Here is an 18816-nt window from a genome sequence, read left to right as displayed (position 1 = left end):
AAGACTTCGCTTTTTATAGCGGATTACGCAAAGTGAAAAGTCATTTTTCCTGGGTGTTCATCGTCAGGTTTCGCAGTTACACTCCCTAAGCTTGCGGAGTGTGAACGAAACTTCACGGCATTGGTCAAATGGCTATCTCAAAAAAGAATACAGGACAGAGGTTATGTTCAGGCAGTTGAAAAAAAACCTGGTTGCTACCCTCATTGCTGCACTGACCATCGGTCAGGTTGCGCCCGCATTTGCAGAAACCGCGGACACCCTACCGGATATGGGAACCTCGGCAGGGAGTACGCTTTCCATAGGACAGGAAATGCAGATGGGCGATTATTATGTACGCCAGTTGCGCGGCAGTGCGCCATTAATTAACGATCCGTTGCTGACGCAATACATTAATGCGCTGGGGATGCGTCTGGTCTCGCACGCCGACTCGGTAAAAACGCCCTTCACCTTTTTTTTGATTAACAACGATGAAATCAACGCCTTTGCTTTCTTTGGCGGCAACGTTGTTTTGCACTCCGCACTGTTCCGCTATTCCGATAACGAAAGCCAACTGGCATCGGTTATGGCGCACGAAATTTCCCACGTTACGCAGCGTCACCTGGCGCGTGCAATGGAAGACCAGAAACGCAGCGCGCCGCTAACGTGGGTGGGTGCGTTAGGGTCAATTTTATTGGCGATGGCCAGCCCGCAGGCGGGTATGGCGGCGCTGACCGGTACGCTGGCGGGTACACGCCAGGGGATGATTAGCTTTACGCAGCAAAACGAACAGGAAGCAGACCGCATCGGTATTCAGGTACTGCAACGCTCGGGATTCGATCCCCAGGCCATGCCGACGTTTCTGGAAAAATTGCTCGATCAGGCCCGTTACTCTTCGCGTCCACCAGAAATTTTGCTGACTCACCCCCTGCCAGAAAGCCGTCTGTCGGATGCCCGTAACCGCGCCAACCAAATGCGTCCGGCTGTCGTCCAGTCTTCAGAAGATTTTTATCTGGCCAAGGCACGCACCTTAGGCATGTACAACTCTGGTCGCAACCAGCTGACCGATGACCTGCTGAGTAACTGGTCGAAAGGCAACATACGTGAGCAACGTGCGGCGCAGTATGGCCGGGCATTGCAGGCAATGGAGGCCAGTAAATATGACGAGGCACGTAAAGCACTACAACCGCTGCTGGCGGCAGATGCTAACAATGCCTGGTACCTCGACCTGGCAACGGATATCGATCTCGGCCAGAAGAAAACCAGCGATGCCATTAATCGGTTGAAAAACGCCCGCGACCTGCGCACCAACCCGGTACTGCAGCTCAACCTGGCAAATGCGTATTTACAGGCCGGGCAAGCCAAAGAGGCAGCGACCATCCTGAATCGCTATACGTTTAACCATAAGGACGACCCTAACGGCTGGGATCTGTTAGCGCAAACGGAAGCCAACCTGAACAACCGCGATCAGGAACTGGCGGCCCGCGCGGAAGGGTATGCCCTCGCAGGACGTCTGGATCAGGCGATTTCGATGCTCAGCAGCGCAAGCTCACAGGTCAAGCTGGGTAGCCAGCAGCAGGCCAGATACGATGCCCGTATCGACCAGCTACGCCAACTGCAAGAGCGCTTTAAACCGTATACGAAAATGTAATTATCGAACCCTTGCCGGATGGCGATATATAGGCCAGATAAGGTCTTTTGGTCGCCATCCGGCAGGATTGTTATGCAAGGAGAAGTCATGTCAGACGCGATTAAAATCTACCATAACCCACGCTGCTCCAAGAGCCGTGAAACGCTGGAGTTACTGAAGTCCAACGGCGTGGACCCGGAAGTGGTGTTGTATCTGGAAACCCCGGCTGACGCCACAACCCTGCGTGAATTGCTGCAGATGCTGGGCATGTCCAGCGCGCGCGAGCTGATGCGCCAGAAAGAAGATCTCTATAAGTCACTTAATCTGGCGGACGTAAATCTGAGTGAAGATGCGCTGATTCAGGCAATGGTGGAAAACCCGAAATTGATGGAGCGCCCGATTGTGGTTGCCAAAGGCCAGGCGCGAATTGGACGCCCGCCGGAGCAGGTACTGGAAATCATCGGTTAACCTGAAACCTGCCGCAGTTTTTTCGGCTGCGGCGCTTACAGCTTCAGTATCTCTTTTACGAATGGAATGGTCAGCTTACGCTGGGCGGTGATCGATGCGTGATCAAGCTGATCCAACGTCATAAACAGCGTACGCATTTCTCGATCCAGACGCTTGAGCAGGAAGCGTCCCACATCTTCCGGCAGTTCAAACCCACGAAGTCTGGCGCGTAATTGCAACGCCTGCAGCTTATCTTCATCGGAAAGCGGCTGCAGCTTGTAGATTTGTCCCCAGTCCAGGCGCGAGGCGAGATCCGGCAACCCCAGATTCAGCTGTCTTGGCGGGCGATCGCCGGTGATCAGCAGACGCGTTTTCCCCGACTCCAGGATGCGGTTGTAGAGATCAAAGATCGCCATTTCCCACAGCGAATCCCCGGCCACACATTCAATGTTATCGATGCATACCAGCGATAAATGCTCCATACCGTCGAGCACCTCGGGGACGAACCAGGTACGCTTGTCGAGCGGCACATAGCCTACCGCATCGCCGCGCGCGGACAGTTCCGCACAGGCTGCATGCAGCAAATGACTACGGCCAGCGCCTTCACGCGACCAGAGATAAATATACCCGCTATGGTCCTGACGCAGCACGTTTTGCAGTGCAGCCAGTAAAGAGGAGTTATCCCCCGGCCAGAAACTTGCGAAAGTTTCGTCGTCAGGAAGATAAAGTGGCAAAGAGAGCTGTGCCGGTGTGTTCAGAGATACCTCAACCCAGGATTTCATAAAATCGCGTTGAGTTTAACACAGAAATACGTCGTGATAGAACCGGGCAGCATCGCCACCCGGTAAGAGATTTACTGTTGCGGACTGTCGGCATCTTCCGCGTCAAGCACGACTTCTTCCGGACGCAGCAGGCTGATAACTTTGAAAATCAGGCTCAGACAAACGCCAACAATGGTCGCCAGCGCCATGCCTTTCAGCTCAGCGGCGCCAATGTGAACTTTCGCACCACTCACGCCGATGATCAAAATAACCGAGGTCAGGATCAGGTTTTGCGCTTTGTTGTAGTCAACTTTTGACTCGATCAGTACACGAATACCAGAAGCACCAATCACGCCGTACAGCAGCAGCGATACGCCACCCATGACCGGCAGTGGAATGATTTGGATCGCCGCCGCCAGCTTGCCCACACAGGAGAGCAGAATGGCAAAAATTGCCGCGCCGCCGATAACCCAGGTACTGTAAACACGAGTAATCGCCATTACGCCAATATTTTCACCGTACGTGGTGTTCGGCGTAGAGCCGAAGAAACCAGAGATAACCGTAGACAGGCCGTTGGCAAACATTGAACGATGCAGGCCAGGATCGCGAATCAAATCTTTTTTCACGATATTCGCCGTTACCACCAGGTGTCCAACGTGTTCAGCGATGACCACCAGCGCCGCCGGCAGGATGGTCAGAATGGCAACCCATTCAAAGCGCGGCGTGTAGAACGTTGGCAGAGCAAACCAGTGGGCCTGCGCAATCGGCGTGGTGTCCACGACCCCCATCACGAAGGAGAGCGCGTAGCCGGCCAGCACCCCAATCAGAATCGGGATAATCGCCATAAAACCGCGGAACAGTACAGAGCCAAATACCGTAACCGCCAGCGTCACCATTGAGATGATGATGGTTTTTGAATCCGGTAATTGTCCCTCTGCTGGCAGTAACCCCGCCATGCCCGCAGCGACGCCAGCCAGCTCCAGACCGATGACGGCAACGATTGCGCCCATCGCCGCAGGAGGGAACATGACATCCAGCCAGCCGGTTCCTGCTTTCTTAACGATGAAAGAAACCAGACAGAACAGAACGCCGCACATAATGAAACCACCCAGCGCCACTTCATACCCTAACGGCAGCAACAGCAGTACCGGGGAAATAAATGCGAAGCTGGAACCCAGATACGCAGGAATTTTACCTTTACAGATAAAGAGATACAGCAATGTACCAATGCCGTTAAACAGCAGAACGGTAGCCGGGTTGATGTGGAACAGGACTGGCACCAGTACCGTTGCGCCAAACATGGCGAACAGGTGCTGCAAACTAAGCGGGATTGTCTGTAAAAGCGGCGGTCTTTCACTCACCCCGATAGCACGGCGCGTCATAGTGTTTTCCTCTGAGTGTTGTTTGTTATTAGCCTTGGGTTGTTATATTCAAAAAAAAGCCGACTCTTAAAGTCGGCTTCTTTTCACTTATTCGTTTACTTGGTACCAAAAATCTTATCGCCGGCATCGCCGAGCCCCGGAATAATGTATCCGTGCTCGTTCAACCCCTGATCGATGGAGGCCGTGTACAGCTCAACATCCGGGTGCGCTTTTTCCAGTGCCGCGATACCTTCCGGTGCCGCAACCAAGACCAGCACTTTAATGCTGGTGCAGCCTGCATTTTTCAGCAGGTCGATGGTGGCGATAACGGAACCGCCGGTTGCCAGCATCGGGTCAACGATCAGCGCCATACGCTCATCGATGTTAGATACCAGCTTCTGGAAGTACGGAACCGGCTCCAGCGTTTCTTCGTTACGGTACATACCAACCACGCTGATACGCGCGCTCGGAACGTTTTCCAGTACGCCTTCCATCATGCCCAGGCCCGCACGCAGGATTGGCACAACGGTGATTTTTTTACCTTTGATTTGGTCAACTTCAACCGGACCATTCCAGCCTTCAATGGTCACCTTTTCGGTTTCCAGACCAGCGGTTGCTTCATAAGTCAGCAGGCTGCCAACTTCCGAGGCGAGTTCACGAAAGCGTTTAGTGCTGATGTCGTTTTCACGCATCAGTCCCAGCTTGTGTTTGACGAGTGGGTGTTTGACTTCCACGATCTTCATACTCTTCTCCTTTCCTCAGACGAGTGGCAACCACAAAAAAATCGCCGGATTATACCGCTTTTCGTCTCTGGCGCAACACTGGATACGCTTGATATGGATCAACCAAAGTCGTTTGCGTCTGGATGATGAGTATAAAACAAGCCCCGCATTATTGGCGGGGCTGGCTGTCAATGCTATGAATTTTATAGATATTCAGCATTGGTCTGGATAACGTTTTGATACCATGAAAAAGATTTCTTCGGCGAGCGTGCTAACGTTCCGCTTCCGTCATTATTTTTATCAACATAGATAAAGCCGTAGCGTTTTTTCATCTCCCCCGTCCCGGCTGAGACTAAGTCAATACAACCCCACGGGGTATAACCCATCAGGTCCACACCATCTTCCACTACCGCTTTTTTCATTTCACTGATATGTGCGGCCATATAGTCAATACGATAGGAATCATCTACCGAGCCGTCGGCCTGCTGCACGTCAATCGCACCAAAGCCGTTTTCGACGATAAACAGCGGCAGTTGGTAATGATCCCAGAACCAGTTCAGCGAATAGCGCAGACCGACGGGATCAATCTGCCAGCCCCAGTCCGATTTATGCACGTACGGGTTGGAAACCAGACTTTTCGACTCGTCGTAGTCCAGCTGTGGGTTGTCTGCCGTGGCCTGCGTTGCGAAAGACATATAGTAGCTAAAGCCGATGTAATCGACACAACCCTCGGTCAGCGCCTGACGGTCTTCCTCAGTGATATCAAGATCAAAGCCACGCCGGGCAAAGTAGTTGAGAAGATGCCGCGGGTATTTGCCGCGCACATGGACATCGGTAAACCAGTAACGCCGGTGCATGGCGTTCATCGCCATCATCATATCGTCTGGCGCGCAGGTCAGTGGATAGATAGGACACATGGCAATCATGCACCCTATCTGCAATGCCGGGTTAATCTCACGCGCAGCCTTTACCGCCAGCGCGCTTGCCACCAGTTCATAGTGCGCCGCCTGGTACATAACCGGCTCGCGGTCTTCACCGGGCTGATATTTCAGGCCAGAGTTAGTAAAAGGCGCGAAGTCTTCGTGATAATTTGCCTGGTTGTTAATTTCATTAAACGTCATCCAGTACTTCACTTTGTGCTGGTAACGGGTAAAAACCACTGCGGCAAAACGGACAAAGAAATCGATAAGTTTGCGGTTGCGCCAGCCGCCATATTGCGTCACCAGATGGTATGGCATCTCGAAATGCGACAACGTAATCACCGGTTCAATGCCATATTTCAGGCATTCGTCAAACAGGTCATCATAGAACTGCAGGCCAGCCTCATTGGGTTGCGCTTCGTCGCCTAAGGGGAAAATACGCGTCCAGGCAATCGAAGTACGAAAACATTTAAACCCCATTTCGGCAAACAGTTTAATGTCGTCTTTATAGCGGTGATAAAAATCGATGGCGTCGTGGTTAGGGTAGTTTTTACCGGCAATCACACCGTCAGTGATTTCACGCGCCACGCCATGCGCCCCCGCCGTCATGACATCGGCAACGCTAATTCCTTTTCCACCTTCCTGCCAGCCACCTTCCAGTTGATGAGCGGCTACGGCACCACCCCACATGAAATCTGCTTTAAATCCTGACATCCCCTTCCCCTCTCGTGATTACTCTGTGCAAAACGCTGTTGATGAGGTCTGCAACAGAAAACAGAAACCGGTTTCAGTACGATACTGTGTATTCAGCAGGCAGGTTTCAAGCACAAGACTGTACCCGGTTTCATTTTCGTGGCGCAGTTCAAACAAATAGATAAATGATTGTAAAATGCTGAAAAAATCAGCACATAAAACTTGATGCAGAGCAGGCTCGCAAACGTTTGCTTTCCCTGTTAGAATTGCGCCGAATTTAACTTTTACTGCAAGTAAACATGTGGGGAAGCAGGCAGTGACCGATAAAACCTCTCTTAGCTACAAAGATGCCGGTGTTGATATTGATGCAGGTAATGCTCTGGTTGATCGAATCAAAGGCGTAGTAAAGAAAACTCGTCGTCCGGAAGTTATGGGTGGTCTGGGTGGCTTCGGTGCGCTGTGCGCATTGCCGCAAAAATATCGTGAACCGGTACTGGTTTCCGGCACTGATGGCGTCGGCACAAAACTGCGTCTGGCGATGGATCTGAAACGCCATGACACTATCGGCATTGACCTCGTCGCAATGTGCGTCAACGACCTCGTGGTTCAGGGCGCTGAGCCGCTGTTTTTCCTCGACTACTATGCTACCGGCAAACTGGATGTGGATACCGCAGCCAGCGTCATTAACGGTATTGCCGAAGGCTGTCTGCAGTCTGGCTGTGCGCTTGTCGGCGGTGAAACGGCTGAAATGCCGGGGATGTACCACGGCGAAGATTACGACGTGGCAGGCTTCTGCGTTGGCGTCGTCGAAAAATCAGAGATCATCGACGGTTCAAAAGTGGCTGACGGCGACGTACTGATTGCACTCGGCTCCAGCGGTCCGCACTCCAACGGCTACTCTCTGGTGCGCAAAATTGTTGAAGTTAGCGGTTGTGACCCGGAAACCACCGAACTTGAAGGCAAGCCGCTGGCCGATCACTTACTGGCCCCGACCCGCATTTATGTCAAATCCATTCTGGAACTGATTGAGAAGGTTGATGTGCATGCCATTGCCCACCTGACCGGCGGTGGTTTCTGGGAAAATATTCCACGCGTTCTGCCAGACAACACGCAGGCTGTGATCGACGAATCTTCATGGCAGTGGCCAGCCGTCTTCAACTGGCTGCAAACGGCGGGTAACGTCAGCCAGCATGAGATGTATCGCACCTTTAACTGCGGCGTAGGCATGGTTATCGCCCTGCCAGCTTCTGAAGTGGACAAAGCCCTTGCTTTGCTCAATGAGAAAGGTGAAAACGCATGGAAAATCGGTATCATCAAAGCTTCTGATTCCGAACAGCGTGTGGTCATTGAATGAAAAACATTGTGGTGCTCATTTCCGGCAACGGAAGCAATTTGCAGGCGATAATGGATGCCTGCGAACAGAATAAAATCAATGGCACCATACGTGCAGTATTCAGTAACAAGGCCGATGCGTTCGGCCTTGAGCGCGCACGCGAAGCGAATATTCCTGCACACTCGCTGGAAGCCGCCCAGTTTGCCAGTCGCGAAGCATTCGACCAGCAACTGATACAAGAGATCGACGCTTATGCCCCCGATGTCGTGGTGCTGGCCGGTTATATGCGCATTCTAAGTCCGGCGTTTGTTGCTCACTATTCTGAACGATTGCTGAATATCCACCCGTCTTTATTGCCGAAGTATCCTGGCCTGCACACGCACCGTCAGGTTCTGGAAAACGGCGATGAAGAGCATGGCACCTCCGTCCATTTCGTCACCGATGAACTGGACGGCGGACCGGTTATTCTCCAGGCCAAGGTTCCGGTATTTGAAGGCGACAGCGAAGATGATGTCACGGCACGAGTCCAGGCCCAGGAACATACCATTTACCCGCTGGTGGTAAGCTGGTTTACTGATGGTCGCCTGAAGATGCGTGATAACGCAGCATGGCTGGACGGCGTTTGTCTGCCGCCACAAGGCTACGCCGCCGACGAAGAATAAAATCAACCTGTAAACCGGATCTCATCATCCGGTTTACAGGCATAAATACCTTTTCCGGTTAACATCTCCGGTATTCATCTACGCTCCCCCTTTCTCTTTGCTATCAGACGGTTTATTGTCATATTTTTCTGGCACTGTTGGACATCTGAGAGCAATGCTCGCCATAATAAATCGGTAGTGTCCCGTGAATGAAACGGAGTAAAAGTGGTAATGGGTCAGGAAAAGCTATACATCGAGAAAGAACTCAGCTGGTTAGCGTTCAACGAACGTGTACTCCAGGAAGCTGCTGATAAGTCAAACCCGTTGATCGAACGGATGCGTTTCTTAGGCATCTATTCCAATAATCTCGACGAGTTTTATAAGGTTCGTTTTGCCGAACTGAAGCGCCGAATCATTATTAGCGAAGAACAGGGTTCAAACTCTCATTCCCGCCATCTGTTAGGTAAAATCCAGGCCCGCGTATTAAAAGCCGATCAGGAATTTGACGGCCTGTACAACGAGTTGCTGCTGGAGATGGCGCGCAACCAGATTTTCCTTATCAATGAACGTCAGTTGTCGGTCAATCAACAGAGCTGGTTACGCCATTACTTCAAACAATATCTTCGCCAGCACATTACACCGATCCTGATTAACCGCGAGACGGATTTAGTTCAGTTTCTGAAAGATGACTACACCTATCTGGCGGTGGAAATTATCCGCGGCGATACGATCCGCTACGCGCTGCTGGAAATCCCTTCCGACAAGGTTCCCCGTTTTGTGAATCTACCGCCGGAAACCCCGCGCCGTCGCAAACCGATGATCCTGCTGGACAACATTTTACGCTACTGCCTTGACGACATTTTCAAAGGGTTCTTTGATTACGATGCGCTGAACGCCTATTCGATGAAAATGACTCGCGACGCCGAATACGATTTGGTGCACGAGATGGAATCGAGCCTGATGGAGCTGATGTCGTCCAGCCTGAAACAGCGTCTGACCGCAGAGCCTGTACGTTTTGTCTATCAGCGCGACATGCCCAATGCGCTGGTCGAGGTACTGCGTGAAAAGCTGACGATTTCTCGCTACGACTCGATTGTTCCCGGTGGGCGTTACCATAACTTCAAAGACTTTATTAATTTCCCCAACGTTGGCAAAGCTAACCTGGTGAACAAACCGCTGCCGCGTTTGCGCCATATCTGGTTCGATAACGAGAAGTTTCGTAACGGCTTTGACGCCGTTCGCGAACGCGACGTGCTGCTATATTATCCGTATCACACTTTTGAGCACGTTCTTGAACTGTTGCGCCAGGCCTCTTTCGACCCGAGCGTGCTGGCGATTAAAATCAACATCTACCGTGTGGCCAAAGACTCGCGCATCATTGATTCGATGATCCATGCCGCGCACAACGGTAAGAAAGTCACCGTGGTGGTGGAGTTGCAGGCTCGCTTTGATGAAGAAGCCAACATTCATTGGGCCAAGCGTCTTACCGAGGCTGGCGTTCACGTCATCTTCTCCGCGCCGGGCCTGAAAATTCACGCCAAATTGTTCCTTATCTCGCGTAAAGAAGGTGATGAAGTTGTGCGCTATGCGCATATCGGGACGGGGAACTTCAACGAAAAAACGGCGCGTCTCTATACCGACTACTCGTTACTTACCGCCGACTCACGTATTACCAACGAGGTTCGTCGGGTGTTCAACTTCATCGAGAACCCGTATCGTCCGGTGACGTTCGATTATCTGCTGGTATCTCCGCAGAACTCGCGCCGTTTGCTGTACGCGATGATTGACAAAGAAATCGCCAACGCGCAGCAAGGACAGCCTTCCGGTATCACCCTAAAACTGAATAACCTGGTCGATAAAGGCCTGGTTGATCGTCTCTATGCGGCCTCAAGCTCAGGCGTGCCAGTCAATTTATTGATTCGCGGTATGTGCTCTTTGATTCCGAATCTGGAAGGCATTAGCGACAATATTCGCGTGATAAGCATAGTTGACCGCTACCTTGAACACGACCGGGTTTATATCTTCGAAAACGGTGGCGACAAGCAGGTATACCTCTCCTCCGCAGACTGGATGACCAGGAATATCGACTATCGCATCGAAGTCGCCACACCGCTGCTGGACCCGCGTCTTAAGCAACGGGTGCTGGATATTATCGATATCCTGTTCAGCGACACGGTGAAGGCTCGCTTCATCGATAAAGAACTCAGTAATCGCTACGTACCGCGCGGAAACCGCCGTAAGGTTCAGTCACAATTGGCGATATACGACTACATCAAATCACTCGAGCAACCTGACTAACGCTATGCCAATACACGACAAGACTCCACGACCGCAGGAATTTGCTGCGGTCGACCTTGGTTCAAACAGTTTCCATATGGTCATTGCCCGCGTGGTTGATGGCGCAATGCAGATTATCGGGCGACTGAAACAGCGCGTTCATCTGGCGGATGGCCTCGGCGAAGATAACAAGCTGAGCGAAGAGGCAATGGAGCGCGGATTAAGCTGCCTGTCGCTGTTCGCCGAACGTCTGCAGGGCTTTCCCCCATCAAGTGTATGCATCGTGGGAACCCATACTTTGCGTCAGGCGCTAAATGCGACCGATTTTCTCAAGCGAGCAGAAAAAGTTATCCCCTACCCGATTGAGATTATTTCCGGTAATGAAGAAGCCCGACTGATTTTTATGGGCGTGGAGCACACCCAGCCGGAAAAGGGTCGTAAGCTGGTTATTGATATCGGAGGTGGTTCAACAGAACTGGTGATCGGCGAAGATTTCGAGCCCAAACTGGTGGAAAGTCGTCGTATGGGCTGCGTCAGTTTTGCTCAGATGTATTTCCCGGGCGGCGCTATTAGTCGGGAAAACTTCCAGCGTGCGCGCATGGCGGCAGCGCAAAAGCTTGAAACCTTAACCTGGCAGTTTCGTATTCAGGGCTGGAACGTTGCGCTGGGCGCATCGGGCACGATTAAAGCGGCACACGAAGTGCTGCTGGAGATGGGCGAGAAAGATGGTTTTATCACCCCCGAACGCCTGGACAAACTGCGATCCGAAGTGCTAAAGCATGCGTCATTCGATGCGCTCAGCCTGCCGGGGCTGTCTGAAGAACGAAAAGCGGTGTTTGTGCCGGGACTCGCGATTCTGTGCGGCGTTTTTGACGCACTGGCTATCCGCGAACTCCGCCTTTCTGATGGCGCACTACGCGAAGGCGTGCTGTATGAGATGGAAGGTCGTTTTCGCCACCAGGACGTTCGCAGCCGTACCGCGAGCAGCCTGGCGAACCAGTACAACATCGACAGCGAACAGGCCCGGCGCGTACTGGAAACGACGATGCAAATGTACGACCAGTGGCATACGCAGCAGCCAAAGCTGGCCAATCCACAACTGGAAGCGTTGCTGCGCTGGGCGGCGATGCTGCATGAGGTTGGGCTGAACATCAACCACAGCGGTTTACATCGCCACTCGGCGTATATCCTCCAAAACAGCGATTTACCGGGTTTCAATCAGGAACAACAGCTGATGATGGCAACCCTGGTTCGATATCATCGCAAAGCGGTGAAACTGGATGATTTGCCGCGCTTTACGCTGTTCAAGAAAAAACAGTTTCTGCCGTTAATTCAGCTGTTGCGCCTGGGCGTGCTGCTGAATAATCAGCGACAGGCGACCACCACGCCACCGACGCTGACCCTAATTACCGACGACAACCACTGGACCTTACGCTTTCCGCATGACTGGTTTAGCCAGAATGCGCTGGTGCTGCTCGATCTGGAAAAAGAGCAGCAATACTGGGAAGCCGTTACCGGCTGGCGTCTCAAAATTGAAGAAGAGAGTTCACCCGATATCGCCGCATAAGCTCTCAGCAGGTGCCAGTTCTTCTGGCACCTGTTCTTCCAGCATTTCATGCAACGGCTGCGGTTTACCAATCAGATACCCCTGCATGTAATCAATCCCCAGCGAAATTACCGCACTGCGTATTTCTTCGCTTTCGACGTACTCCGCGACCACCAGCATTCTTTTCATCCGCGCCAGATGGCAAATAGAGGCCACGATTTGATAGTCGAGGCTATTCGAAACGATGTTGCGAATAAAGCTGCCATCAATTTTCAGAATATCGGCATTCACATTCTTCAGCCGCGCATAGCTGGCATATCCGGTACCAAAATCATCAATCGCAATCTGACAGCCCAATGATTGCAGCTGCAGTAACGTTGCCTGCGCCTGTTCCGCATTGGTTAAGGCATTGCTTTCCGTTACTTCAAAAATCAGCTGCCACGGTTCAACTTTGTACTTAATCAGCAGTTGGTTGATGTCATGCGGAAGCCGGGCACGGCATACCGACGTGGGAGATAAGTTAATAGCAAACCGACGAGCGGGCATTTTTTCCCGATTCTGCGCCATAAACTTCAGCGTATTTTCAATCACCCACAGATCGATGCTGGATGACAATCCAAACTCATGCGCTACCGGTAAGAAGCTGTCAGGACCGATGGTTTCACCATCATCCCCCTCTAGCCGCAGCAAAATTTCATGATAAACATCGCCGCGCACGCCTGAAATCGGCTGCGCCATCAGGAAAAAGCGATGGTGCTCCAGCGCCAGTTGCAGACGATTCATCATCGCAACCTTATCTTTCAGGTCACGTTGCAGGTGCATCACGCCTCGGCGCTGCAAATTCTCTGGCGCATTGGTCGCCAGAGAAAGCTCGGCGATGGTGCTTAACTCCCCCAGTAACAAGTAGATGTGATTAACAGGAGAACGGACATAGCAAAAACTAATCCCCACCTGCGGCTGTAAAGGCATGCCATCCCAGATAAAACGAAACTGCTTGATATGCCTGTCCAGCGCTTCAATACGCTCCTGATGCGACTCGGTGTTAAAACGCAGAACTAAATCATTACCCGATAACTGATAGACATGCTCATCTTGTTTCAGCAATGGCTTTACCCACTGGGCAAGTTTTTGCTTGTACTGGATACGCAGCATAATGCCGTAATTTTTCACCAGCAGTTCCATACCCGGAACACTCAAAAAGCAAAGCACTGACCATGGCGCCTTTCTCAAATCCCGGTTCAAAGCGCGCAAATTCGGAATATGCACCATGGGGTCAAAGAAGGCCAGACGATGAGAATGTCTGGCGACAATTCTCTGGCGCGTTGCCAGTACGGCAATAAAATTCACGATGAAGGAGAAAACCAGGTAACTCGATGAGGTAATGGCAAGTTGCACATCGTAACCCGAATACCAGGGCATATAGCGTTGATAATAATGAATTGCTGTAATGAGTACGAGCATCCATATTAACGAAATAAATTTATAACCGTAACGCATAGCTCCCCATAGCATGACGGGCAGCATCAGTGACAAGGTATAATTCGTGCTAAATATTGAGCTTTTCTCATCTAGCGGCATACACAACAATGTCATTAGTATGGTCAATATAATCAGCCAGACCGCAAACTCTGTTTTGGTAACTTTGGTATCAAACTGCTGCTTTAACTGAGATAAATAACCTCTGATATACAAAGGATTACGAATCGTGCGAATTATTAAGTAGCACAGTGGAACCCCAACCAGATTCCCGGCCAGCATGGCCTGATAGTTGATCAACGTGCCGGTATTAAGGGGCATAACGCCCACCATGCCGGATTTGCTCTCATAGACGCCTACAAAAGCGGCGAAATGGAAGAATAGCAGGAACAGCGTTGCCGGGCAGAAAACCTGCCAAAACATGTGCTGAAACATCAGGTGGGAATCACCGTAAGAAACGTTATTCCGCCGGGGAGCAAAAACTTTATACCCTCCCCAACTGAGCACTATCGTAACTATAAAGTGCGAAATTATTGAGAGCATTTCAAATAACCCAACCTGCGGATATTTGTACCAGATGATGGAAATGATAATTCCTGGTAATGCCGCCCAGCCAAAAAACAACATCAGGCTAATCATCAGCGCTAAAGGCAGGTAGAAAAGAATTACGTTCCCGGTACTAATATGGGCATAGGTGTTAGCAGTGCTCAATATAGGCAACAGCAAGGAAGGCAAGATGAGAGGTAACGCCCACCATCTATCTCTAATACCAATATAATTTTTATTGAGTTTCATAGATGCTCAGTAGAATCCCGCACATCCTGCAGGGGGTATTCGGACAGGCATCCCACCTGACGTTAAAACGATAAAGTTAAATACATTAAAATGACTCATCAATTTTAGTTGTCAGCAAAGGGTGATGCTTGATACACATCAATAAATAAGTCCCTCATTAATCAATTATTACTCTTTTCATGGTTTTTTATCGTTATCTCATTATTAATGCAAATAATAATATTAATTTCCATAACATAAATAGATAAAACAACTGAAGCAATTTTACATAACGAAAAATTGACCATTCCCTCACAGTATGCCTTAATGTGACTATCGCCCTCAGTTGGGTACACTACAAGGAACCTTTTGTGAGCCAGGTTACCAGCCTACGCAAACGACACCGATTTAACAGTCGCATGATCCGGATCGTACTGCTTATCAGCTTTCTTTTCTTCTTCGGACGCTTCGTCTACTCCGCCATAGGTGCGTGGCACCACCACCAGAACAAAAAAGAATCTCAGCAGATCACCCAGCCGCAACAGGCATCTCCTGCACACACTGACGTACGCTGATCGCTCGCGCCGAGGATACTCCAGCATTAAGATTCCTTACCGGATGGCTAATCGCCTGACATTTAACCATCCGGTAAGGGATTTGAGTGATGAAACTTCACGCAGTCTTACCCGCCCACACGTGCTGATATATCGGATAATCAACCGTGTTTTTCGCACAAATACACAATCTTTTAATCCCACTTCACCGCGCCATTCGCGCTGATTTTTTACGTTCCAGTGTACTGGATATAAAAAAGAGACACTGCGCTCAAATAGACGCTAATTAATATCTCCAGAAAATATCACTGACTAAAACATTCATATTTAGCATAAACTTAAATGCTTATCTGAATTGTTACCGTTATTAAATTCTACAGGGTAATACACTGAGTATTTTTCATTATTTCCGTAAATAAGAAGCGGTGTTGAATGGAGCGCAGACGTTAAGTGTGTGATTAACCCTACTATCGAGCAGGACTGTCGCATCGATAAAAATTCGCGCAATAAAAAGCCCTCTGTAAAAAGAGGGCTTTTACATACTACCGGTTCAGAAACCGCTAAACGGGAGGAATATTATTCCCATTCAATCGTAGCTGGCGGCTTACCGCTGATGTCATACACCACGCGGGAAATACCGTTAACTTCGTTGATAATGCGGTTAGAGACGCGGCCTAAGAAGTCATACGGCAGGTGCGCCCAGTGCGCGGTCATAAAGTCGATGGTTTCAACAGCACGCAGGGAAACAACCCAGTCATACTTACGGCCATCGCCCATGACGCCAACGGAACGTACCGGCAGGAACACGGTGAACGCCTGGCTCACTTTGTTGTACAGGTCAGCGTTGTGCAGTTCCTCAATGAAGATAGCATCCGCACGGCGCAGCAGGTCGCAGTACTCTTTCTTCACTTCGCCCAGCACGCGTACGCCCAGACCCGGCCCCGGGAATGGGTGACGGTACAGCATGTCGTACGGCAGACCAAGCTCCAGACCAATCTTACGCACTTCGTCTTTGAACAGCTCACGCAGCGGTTCAACCAGACCCATCTTCATCTCTTTCGGCAAACCGCCCACGTTGTGGTGAGATTTGATGACGTGCGCTTTACCGGTGGCAGAAGCCGCGGATTCGATCACGTCCGGATAGATGGTTCCCTGCGCCAGCCACTTAACGTCTTCCAGCTTCAGCGCTTCTTCGTCGAAGACTTCCACGAACACGCGGCCAATGATTTTACGTTTAGCTTCCGGATCGTTCTCGCCTTTCAGCGCGTCCAGGAAACGCTTTTCACCTTCAACATGAATGATGTTCAGGCCGAAATGGTCGCCGAACATATCCATCACCTGCTGAGCTTCGTTGAGACGCAGCAGACCGTTGTCGACGAACACACAGGTCAGGTTTTTGCCAATTGCACGGTGCAGCAGCATCGCGGTGACGGAGGAGTCAACGCCGCCGGAGAGGCCGAGGATCACTTTATCAGTGCCAACCTGCTCACGAATGCGGGCAACGGCGTCATCGATAATTTTTGCCGGGGTCCACAGCGCTTCACACTGGCAGATGTCGCGCACAAAACGCTCCAGCATGCGCATCCCCTGACGGGTGTGGGTAACTTCCGGATGGAACTGCACACCGTAGAAACGTTTTTCCTCGTGCGCCATGATGGCAAATGGGCAGTTGTCGGTGCTGGCAACGGTCACGAAACCTTCCGGAATAGCGGTCACTTTGTCGCCGTGGCTCATCCACACGTCCAGCAGTGGTTTGCCGTCTGCGGTCAGAGAGTCTTCAATACCGCGGATCAGCGCGCTGTCGGTCTGAACTTCAACCTGCGCATAGCCGAATTCACGTTCGTTAGAACCTTCAACATGACCACCGAGCTGCATTGCCATAGTCTGCATGCCGTAGCACACGCCGAACACAGGCACGCCCGCAGTGAAAACGTATTCCGGCGCACGCGGGCTGTTTTCTTCAGTGGTGCTTTCCGGCCCACCGGAAAGAATGATACCGCTTGGGTTGAATTCGCGAATTTGTGCTTCCGTAACATCCCACGCCCACAATTCACAATAGACGCCCAGTTCACGTACGCGACGAGCAACCAGCTGAGTGTACTGAGATCCGAAATCAAGGATGAGAATGCGATGTTTATGAATATTGTCTGTCATTGACGCTAATTCCGAGGCAAGTGAAACAAATTCGCCCGGCATATAGCCGGGCGCGGAAACTTATCAGGAGCCCATGCGATAGTTAGGGGACTCTTTGGTGATGGTCACATCGTGAACGTGACTTTCCTGAATACCCGCACCGCTGATACGTACAAACTCTGCTTTTGTTCGCAGCGCGTCGATAGTACCACAGCCGGTCAGACCCATACAGGAGCGCAGGCCACCCATCTGCTGGTGAATGATCTCTTTCAGGCGACCTTTATACGCAACGCGACCTTCAATACCTTCCGGGACCAGTTTGTCAGCAGCGTTATCGCTCTGGAAATAACGGTCGGAAGAACCTTTGGACATCGCGCCCAGAGAGCCCATACCACGGTATGATTTGTAAGAACGGCCCTGATACAGTTCGATTTCGCCCGGAGATTCTTCAGTCCCCGCCAGCATAGAGCCAACCATCACTGCAGAAGCACCCGCAGCGATCGCTTTTGCGATGTCGCCGGAAAAACGAATACCACCATCGGCAATAACCGGAATACCAGTGCCTTCCAGCGCTTCAACGGCGTCAGAAACGGCGGTGATCTGCGGTACACCTACGCCGGTAACGATACGGGTAGTACAGATGGAGCCTGGGCCGATACCGACTTTAACAGCGCTGCAGCCGGCTTCCGCCAGCGCGCGAGCGCCTGCACCAGTCGCAACGTTCCCCCCGATGATCTGCAGATCCGGGTATTTAGCACGAGTTTCACGGATACGCTGCAGTACGCCTTCTGAGTGTCCGTGAGAGGAGTCAATCAGCAGAACATCCACGCCAGCGGCAACCAGCGCGTCAACACGCTCTTCGTTACCCGCACCTGCGCCTACAGCAGCCCCAACGCGCAGACGACCATGCTCGTCTTTACAAGCGTTAGGTTTACGTTCCGCTTTCTGGAAATCTTTAACGGTGATCATGCCGAGCAGATGGAAGCTGTCGTCAACAACCAGCGCTTTCTCGACGCGTTTTTCGTGCATTTTGGCAAAGACAACATCGCGTGCTTCGCCTTCACGAACGGTCACCAGACGCTCTTTCGGCGTCATGTAGACGCTAACCGGCTGATTCAGATCAGTCACAAACCGTACGTCACGACCGGTGATGATGCCGACCAGTTCATTATCTTCAGTCACTACCGGGTAGCCTGCGAAACCATTACGCTCGGTCAGTTCTTTTACTTCGCGCAGAGTGGTGGTTGGCAGTACGGTTTGTGGGTCGGTCACGACGCCAGATTCGTGTTTCTTCACGCGACGAACTTCTTCCGCCTGGCGCTCAATAGACATGTTTTTGTGGATAAAACCAATGCCGCCTTCCTGGGCCAGGGCAATTGCCAGGCGCGCTTCCGTCACGGTGTCCATTGCTGCGGAGAGCATAGGAATGTTCAGGCGAATGGTTTTCGTCAACTGGGTGCTGAGATCAGCAGTATTCGGCAGAACGGTAGAATGAGCGGGAACGAGGAGGACGTCGTCAAACGTCAGGGCTTCTTTTGCGATACGTAGCATGGGCAATATCTCACCTGGGAG

Annotated in this window: 14 protein-coding genes; 7 read left to right on the top strand and 7 right to left on the bottom strand. The window is 51.3% G+C overall.

What is annotated here, in order from left to right:
* Nucleotides 1-163: 163 nt before the first annotated feature.
* Together bepA and arsC are read left to right on the top strand one after the other, a co-directional pair.
* Nucleotides 164-1627 (top strand): beta-barrel assembly-enhancing protease, encoded by a 1464-nt coding sequence (bepA, locus tag HV350_RS07070; RefSeq protein ID WP_016157117.1) that lies wholly within the window; start codon nucleotides 164-166, stop codon nucleotides 1625-1627.
* 87 nt (nucleotides 1628-1714) lie between these two features.
* Nucleotides 1715-2074 (top strand): arsenate reductase (glutaredoxin), encoded by a 360-nt coding sequence (gene arsC, locus HV350_RS07065; protein WP_046275209.1) that lies wholly within the window; start codon nucleotides 1715-1717, stop codon nucleotides 2072-2074.
* Nucleotides 2075-2109: 35 nt separating this feature from the next.
* Here arsC and HV350_RS07060 read toward each other — a convergent pair whose 3' ends face one another.
* The 4 genes from HV350_RS07060 to HV350_RS07045 form a co-directional block, all read right to left on the bottom strand.
* Nucleotides 2110-2811, bottom strand: coding sequence for a DnaA inactivator Hda (locus HV350_RS07060; RefSeq protein ID WP_200049399.1), 702 nt, complete (start codon nucleotides 2809-2811; stop codon nucleotides 2110-2112).
* 95 nt (nucleotides 2812-2906) lie between these two features.
* Nucleotides 2907-4196 (bottom strand): uracil permease, encoded by a 1290-nt coding sequence (gene uraA, locus HV350_RS07055; protein WP_016157119.1) that lies wholly within the window; start codon nucleotides 4194-4196, stop codon nucleotides 2907-2909.
* Between the two features lie 95 nt (nucleotides 4197-4291).
* On the bottom strand, nucleotides 4292-4918 hold the full coding sequence (gene upp / locus HV350_RS07050) for a uracil phosphoribosyltransferase (protein WP_003835110.1): 627 nt from the start codon (nucleotides 4916-4918) through the stop codon (nucleotides 4292-4294).
* 182 nt (nucleotides 4919-5100) lie between these two features.
* Nucleotides 5101-6531 (bottom strand): 6-phospho-beta-glucosidase, encoded by a 1431-nt coding sequence (locus tag HV350_RS07045; protein ID WP_181630099.1) that lies wholly within the window; start codon nucleotides 6529-6531, stop codon nucleotides 5101-5103.
* Nucleotides 6532-6826: 295 nt separating this feature from the next.
* Between HV350_RS07045 and purM the strand changes: the two genes are divergently transcribed.
* The 4 genes from purM (at nucleotide 6827) to ppx (ending at nucleotide 12328) form a co-directional block, all read left to right on the top strand.
* Nucleotides 6827-7864 carry a phosphoribosylformylglycinamidine cyclo-ligase gene (gene purM / locus HV350_RS07040; protein ID WP_019077369.1) on the top strand — a complete coding sequence of 346 codons (1038 nt, stop codon included), beginning with the start codon at nucleotides 6827-6829 and terminating at the stop codon, nucleotides 7862-7864.
* Nucleotides 7861-8505 (top strand): phosphoribosylglycinamide formyltransferase, encoded by a 645-nt coding sequence (gene purN, locus HV350_RS07035; protein WP_049041566.1) that lies wholly within the window; start codon nucleotides 7861-7863, stop codon nucleotides 8503-8505. Before purM ends, purN begins: the two co-directional genes overlap by 4 nt.
* 210 nt (nucleotides 8506-8715) lie before the next feature.
* A complete protein-coding gene (gene ppk1 / locus HV350_RS07030; protein ID WP_003835119.1) occupies nucleotides 8716-10782 on the top strand; it encodes a polyphosphate kinase 1 in 2067 nt (688 codons plus the stop codon).
* Nucleotides 10783-10786: 4 nt separating this feature from the next.
* Nucleotides 10787-12328, top strand: a complete 1542-nt coding sequence (gene ppx / locus HV350_RS07025) for an exopolyphosphatase (protein ID WP_047358231.1) — start codon at nucleotides 10787-10789, stop codon at nucleotides 12326-12328.
* Here ppx and HV350_RS07020 read toward each other — a convergent pair.
* On the bottom strand, nucleotides 12308-14578 hold the full coding sequence (locus HV350_RS07020) for a sensor domain-containing phosphodiesterase (RefSeq protein WP_181630097.1): 2271 nt from the start codon (nucleotides 14576-14578) through the stop codon (nucleotides 12308-12310). The two genes, ppx and HV350_RS07020, sit on opposite strands and share 21 nt — an antisense overlap.
* 350 nt (nucleotides 14579-14928) lie before the next feature.
* Between HV350_RS07020 and HV350_RS07015 the strand changes: the two genes are divergently transcribed.
* On the top strand, nucleotides 14929-15132 hold the full coding sequence (locus tag HV350_RS07015) for a YfgG family protein (RefSeq protein WP_071601777.1): 204 nt from the start codon (nucleotides 14929-14931) through the stop codon (nucleotides 15130-15132).
* Nucleotides 15133-15687: 555 nt separating this feature from the next.
* Here the strand turns inward: HV350_RS07015 and guaA are convergent.
* Both guaA and guaB read right to left on the bottom strand, forming a co-directional pair.
* Nucleotides 15688-17265 (bottom strand): glutamine-hydrolyzing GMP synthase, encoded by a 1578-nt coding sequence (guaA, locus tag HV350_RS07010; RefSeq protein WP_016153990.1) that lies wholly within the window; start codon nucleotides 17263-17265, stop codon nucleotides 15688-15690.
* 63 nt (nucleotides 17266-17328) lie between these two features.
* The gene (guaB, locus tag HV350_RS07005; RefSeq protein ID WP_019077375.1) at nucleotides 17329-18795 is read right to left on the bottom strand and encodes an IMP dehydrogenase; all 1467 of its coding nucleotides are present in this window, start codon (nucleotides 18793-18795) and stop codon (nucleotides 17329-17331) included.
* Nucleotides 18796-18816 lie beyond the last annotated feature (21 nt).

Origin of the sequence: Citrobacter sp. RHBSTW-01013, from assembly GCF_013781985.1 — a bacterium.
Lineage (GTDB): Bacteria > Pseudomonadota > Gammaproteobacteria > Enterobacterales > Enterobacteriaceae > Citrobacter > Citrobacter braakii.
This window is presented reverse-complemented; position numbering and strand designations above follow the sequence as displayed.